The following is a 3564-nucleotide window of genomic DNA, read 5'->3' on the forward strand; positions in this document are numbered from 1 at the left end:
GACCGCCCGGCGTCTGCGGCGTCCGCCGTCCGGCGATCCGCTGCAAAAAGTGCTGGAACTCTAACGACATGGACAGGTGAGCATTATGAAGCGGGCTCGGTTGCCCCTGTGACGAGCAGGTTCTCGTTGCGGTCGATCCAGTCGCCGCCGACGAGCCTGGCGAAGACGGCGCGATCGATACCGCGTGGCGTGCGCAAATCGACGTCTTCCACGCATGCGCTCTGGCGCAACGCGGCGAACTTGAGACGGGTCGTGAGACGTTTGGTGTCGCGCTCGGCGGCTTCGCGATCGACCAGCAATCCGACGCGCTCCTCGAACGACAGGGCATCGAGATCCGGTGATCGTCGCTGCTCCTGGAGGGCCTTGGCCATTCCGGTCAAGCCGAGCGTAATCAGCCGTTCATGGGTCGGATGTGTCAGCATTGGGGGGGTCTCCCTATCAGTGGAAATAGCCCTGACCGCGGATGTTGCCGTGGCGCAGGGGCTGGTGGTCGGACGTCTCGTCGAGAAAAGCGCGATCAAGGCCATTCTTGAGGATCGAACGGATCGAGGCGACGGAGCGAGCCTTGATCAGGATGCCGCGCCGGCAGGCGGCATCGACACGCGCGTTGTCGTAGCTCCTGGCCAGCGACAGGATACCGAGGCAGGTGCGAAAGCCTTGCTCGGGATGCGGCCGGGCCGCGATGACGGCCTGGAAAAACGCCGCGGCAGAGGGACCGATCTTCTCGCCGGCAGCGATCAATCCTCCCGGCGTCCATTTGCCGTAGCGGCGGTGGGCGCTCGGCATATGATCGGCGATGGTGGTATGGCCACGCCGGTTGGGCGCGCGGGCGTGGCTGGCGATCCTCTGTCCCTTGTGGAAGACCTCGATGGTCTTGTCGGCGATGCGGACATCGACGAGTTCACGGATCAGCCGATAAGGGGTGGAATACCAATGGCCGTCGATCTCGACATGATAGTCGGGCGCGACGCGGCAACGCTTCCAGCGCGCAAAGACGTAGGGCTGGTCCGGCAGTTCTCCCAGCTTGGGACGATCGATCTCGGCGAACAGCTCGGTCCGGCTGGAGCCAAAACCGCGCATCTGGCGGGCGTTGAGTTCGACGACGAGGCCGCGGATGGCCGCATTGAGCTCCGCCAGGGAAAAGAAGCGCTGGTTGCGCAGGCGGGCCAGGATCCAGCGCTGGGCGATCTGGACGGCGACCTCAACCTTGGCCTTGTCCTTTGGCCGCCTCGGCCTCGCCGCCAGGATCGCGGTGCCGTAATGACCGGCCATCTCGGCATAGGTTCGGTTGATCCCGGGATCGTAGCGATCGGGGTTGGTCACGGCGGCCTTGAGATTATCGCAGACCACGAACTTCGGCACGCCGCCGAGATACCTGAACAGGCTGGCATGCACGCCGATCCAGTCGGACAGGCTCTCGCTTGGGCAGGCCTCGGCGTAGGTGTAGTTCGAAGCCCCCATCGCCGCGACGAACAGCTTCATGGCGCGCACTTCGCCGGTGATGGGATCGAAGATGTCGATGGTGTCGCCAGCGAAATCGACGAACACCTTCTCCCCACCGATGTGGGTCTGACGCATGCTCGGCTGCGCCCGCTGCTTCCAGGCCTCGAAAGTCGTGCAAAACCAGGTATAGCCAAAGCCGTCTGGATTGGCGGCGCGATACTCTTCCCACAACAGCAGGCGTGTCACGCTGCGCCGGCGTAGCTCCTTCTCCACATAAACCCAGTCGGGGGACGGTCGTCGGTCGCTTTGCGAGGCAGCCTTTGGCGCCGGGAACAGCAGCAGCTCCAGGCCCTCGTCATCCATGCCCTCCGGCAGCGGCCAGCTCAGCCCGGCAAGGCGGGCGCGACGCACGTAGCCATGCACGACACCATTGCTCACTCCCAACGTCCGCGCGATGACGCGCTCGGTCAGGCCCTGATGCCTCAAACGTAGAACTTCTCGGATCCGGCGCATCGACAATCTCTGGGTAGGCATCAGGCTTCCTCATTGGTTGAATGAGAAACCCGTAGCCCGGTTGAGTTGTCGGCCGAAGCGTCCGGCACCGCCAAACGGTGCTCACGATCGCCTGAAATCGCTGCTCACGATCCTCTGAAATCGTTGCTCACGATGCGGTGAAATCCGTGCTCACGATCCCGCGAAACACGCAGATCGCCGCGATCGCCTTTCAGAACAAGGCCATCGTTTATGCGAACGTGTTCAAAGCCGCCGCCGAGGCAATGTCGAGGCTCGCCGCCAATCCACGCCGGCTCGGCGCCGGGATCGGCGTCGTCGCCGTCCTCCACACCTGGGGGCAGGCGCTGACGCACCATCCCCACGTCCACTGCGTCGTGCCGGGCGGCGGCCTCTCGCCCGATGGTGCGCGCTGGATCGCCAGCCGACCAAACTTCTTCCTGGCCGTCAAACCGCTCGCCCGGCTGTTCAGACGCCTATTCCTCGAACGTCTGACCGCCGCCTTCGACGCCGGCACCCTGAACTTCTTCGGCGATCTCGCATCCCTGGCCGAGCCTGCCGCCTTCGCAGCTCACCTCGTCGCCATGCGGCGCATCAGCTGGGTCGTCTACGCCAAACGGCCGTTCGGCGGCCCCGCGCAGGTGCTGGCCTATCTCGGCCGCTATACCCATCGCGTTGCAATCGCCAACAGCCGGCTCGTAGCCCTCGCCGAGGATCACGTCGCCTTTACCTGGAAGGACTACCGCCAGAACGGCGCGACGAAGATCATGAAGCTCAAGCCCGACGAGTTCATCCGCCGCTTCCTTCTTCACACGCTGCCCGATGGCTTCCATCGCATTCGCCACTTCGGCTTCATGGCAAACGGCCATCGCGCTGCCAAACTCGCCCTTTGCCGCAAACTTCTCGATCGTGAGCGGTCCGCGCCAAACGATGGCGAGCCGCCGCCTGTGGATTCGGACGCTCTGACGTGGCCCAAGGTTCCCGCCTGTCCTGATTGTGGTGGCGTCATGCGCATCATCGAGCGCTTTCGACACAGCTTCAGTCATTCCGGCGCTTCAACCCAATCGTTCCGGTGCGACACATCGTGAGCCAATTCATGCCGTGCACGAAGATCGTCACTCGTCATTATGATCCCGTCGTCTCGATCATCGCAGACGCTGCCGAATCCGTGCGGCCAAACAGCGCGCTGGAAACTATTCGACGCAGCCGGCCATCGATCGCGACCGCTGGTAAAATGCTCGAGCTTGATCACATGGTCCCAGCTGTCGCCGAAGTCATAGAGATAGTGGATCGTGTTGGCGCCGGTCTCGCGAACGATATCGCAAAGCCGCGCTTTGCGGGCATCCATGGGCTGGTGGCCGTAATCGTTGTGGGGATCAGGAATCCCCCAACGGACCTCACCAGCGAAGAACTCGAAGAGGTGACTGTTCGTCCAGCCGAATGCCTCCTGAAGGGTCAGATGCAACCGATCAAGGCGCAGGGTGACGGGTACGACAAGGCGACGCATTACCTCCGGCTTCACATCCTTGAGGGTCACCTTGATCCGGACCGCGGTCGTGTTCAGGCTCATGCCGCCAGCCTCGGATTGTGTGTATGCATCGTATAGGTCGA

The 3564-nt window shown here is 63.2% G+C and carries 2 protein-coding genes and 2 pseudogenes; 1 reads left to right on the forward strand and 3 read right to left on the reverse strand.

The window, feature by feature from the left end; translation table 11 throughout:
- Window positions 1–98 precede the first annotated feature (98 nt).
- Window positions 99–422, reverse strand: a pseudogene (locus IVA74_RS03220) (ATP-binding protein); the annotation flags it as partial.
- Window positions 423–438: 16 nt separating this feature from the next.
- Window positions 439–1977, reverse strand: a complete 1539-nt coding sequence (gene istA / locus IVA74_RS03225; RefSeq protein WP_247339818.1) for an IS21 family transposase — start codon at window positions 1975–1977, stop codon at window positions 439–441.
- A gap of 173 nt (window positions 1978–2150) precedes the next feature.
- Between istA and IVA74_RS03230 the strand changes: the two are divergent.
- Window positions 2151–3041, forward strand: a pseudogene (locus IVA74_RS03230) (transposase); the annotation flags it as partial.
- On the opposite strand, the gene IVA74_RS03235 reads toward IVA74_RS03230, so the two are convergent.
- On the reverse strand, window positions 2996–3564 hold a 569-nt coding region (locus IVA74_RS03235; protein ID WP_247339819.1), incomplete at its 5' end, for a plasmid pRiA4b ORF-3 family protein. The pseudogene IVA74_RS03230 and the gene IVA74_RS03235 sit on opposite strands and share 46 nt — an antisense overlap.

It is taken from the genome of Bradyrhizobium sp. 132 (assembly GCF_023074185.1).
In the GTDB taxonomy this organism is placed as follows: domain Bacteria; phylum Pseudomonadota; class Alphaproteobacteria; order Rhizobiales; family Xanthobacteraceae; genus Bradyrhizobium.